This window comes from Colwellia sp. TT2012 (assembly GCF_001440345.1).
In the GTDB taxonomy this organism is placed as follows: Bacteria; Pseudomonadota; Gammaproteobacteria; order Enterobacterales; family Alteromonadaceae; genus Colwellia.
Window position 1 is genome coordinate 1 of sequence record NZ_LJYX01000123.1, and the last position, 830, is coordinate 830.

Genomic DNA, 830 nt, shown 5'->3' on the forward strand with positions numbered 1-830 from the left:
GTATTCAGGGCATGGCCCTCTATAACTTTGAAGCTGAAGCGACTGCTTATATTGGTGAGAACGGTCAAACCGCTGCTCGATTTGAAGGCGATTACGACATCCTGTTGACCAATCGCCTGATCTTGCAGCCGACCGCCGAAGTAAACTTGTACGGGAAAAATGATCCTCAGCGCGGCATAGGATCTGGATTGGCCAACACCGAACTAGGCCTGCGGTTGCGCTACGAAATTACTCGTCAATTCGCACCCTACATTGGTGTTAGCTGGAATCGCTCATACGGTAAAACGGCTGACCTGGCCAGCGATGAAGGGGAAAAAACAAACGAGGCCCGATTTGTAGCTGGTATTCGGATGTGGTTCTGAGCGATTTGAGCACTAGCCCTACGGATTCAAATGATCGGGGAGTTGGCTCCCCGACTCTAAAGTAGATCCTTCAATGTAACCTTTGCAGCGGCATAAACGCTTGAGTGGGGTTCTATTGCTTCATGGAACATCTCGCCGTCTCCGAGGGAAAAGGAAATATTCATGACAGGTAGCTTCCGACTTTCAAGTCGATTTCTGCGTATCGCAACATTCGCCGCGCTGTTCATTGGCTCAACGGCTCAAGCGGCGCAGGCCCTCACCATCGATGTGCATCGTGATGCAAACTGCGGATGTTGCAAAAAATGGATTCAGCATCTTGAGGCCAATGGCTTCACCGTCATCGATCATGAAGAAACCAACATGAGTGCTCTCAAACTAGATCTGGGTGTCGCTCCACGACTCTCGTCTTGTCACACCGCGATGATCAACGGGAAGTTTGTTGAAGGCCACGTGCCGGCTGAGCAAATA

2 protein-coding genes are annotated in these 830 nt (G+C 50.6%); both read left to right on the plus strand.

Translation table 11 applies throughout. From position 1 onward, the window contains the following. Positions 1-362 (plus strand): copper resistance protein B (locus ASU03_RS19065; RefSeq protein ID WP_197411313.1); only part of this gene is annotated, 362 nt, incomplete at its 5' end. A gap of 162 nt (positions 363-524) precedes the next feature. Further along, the coding region (locus ASU03_RS19070) for a DUF411 domain-containing protein (RefSeq protein ID WP_057833289.1) at positions 525-830 on the plus strand (306 nt) is incomplete at its 3' end.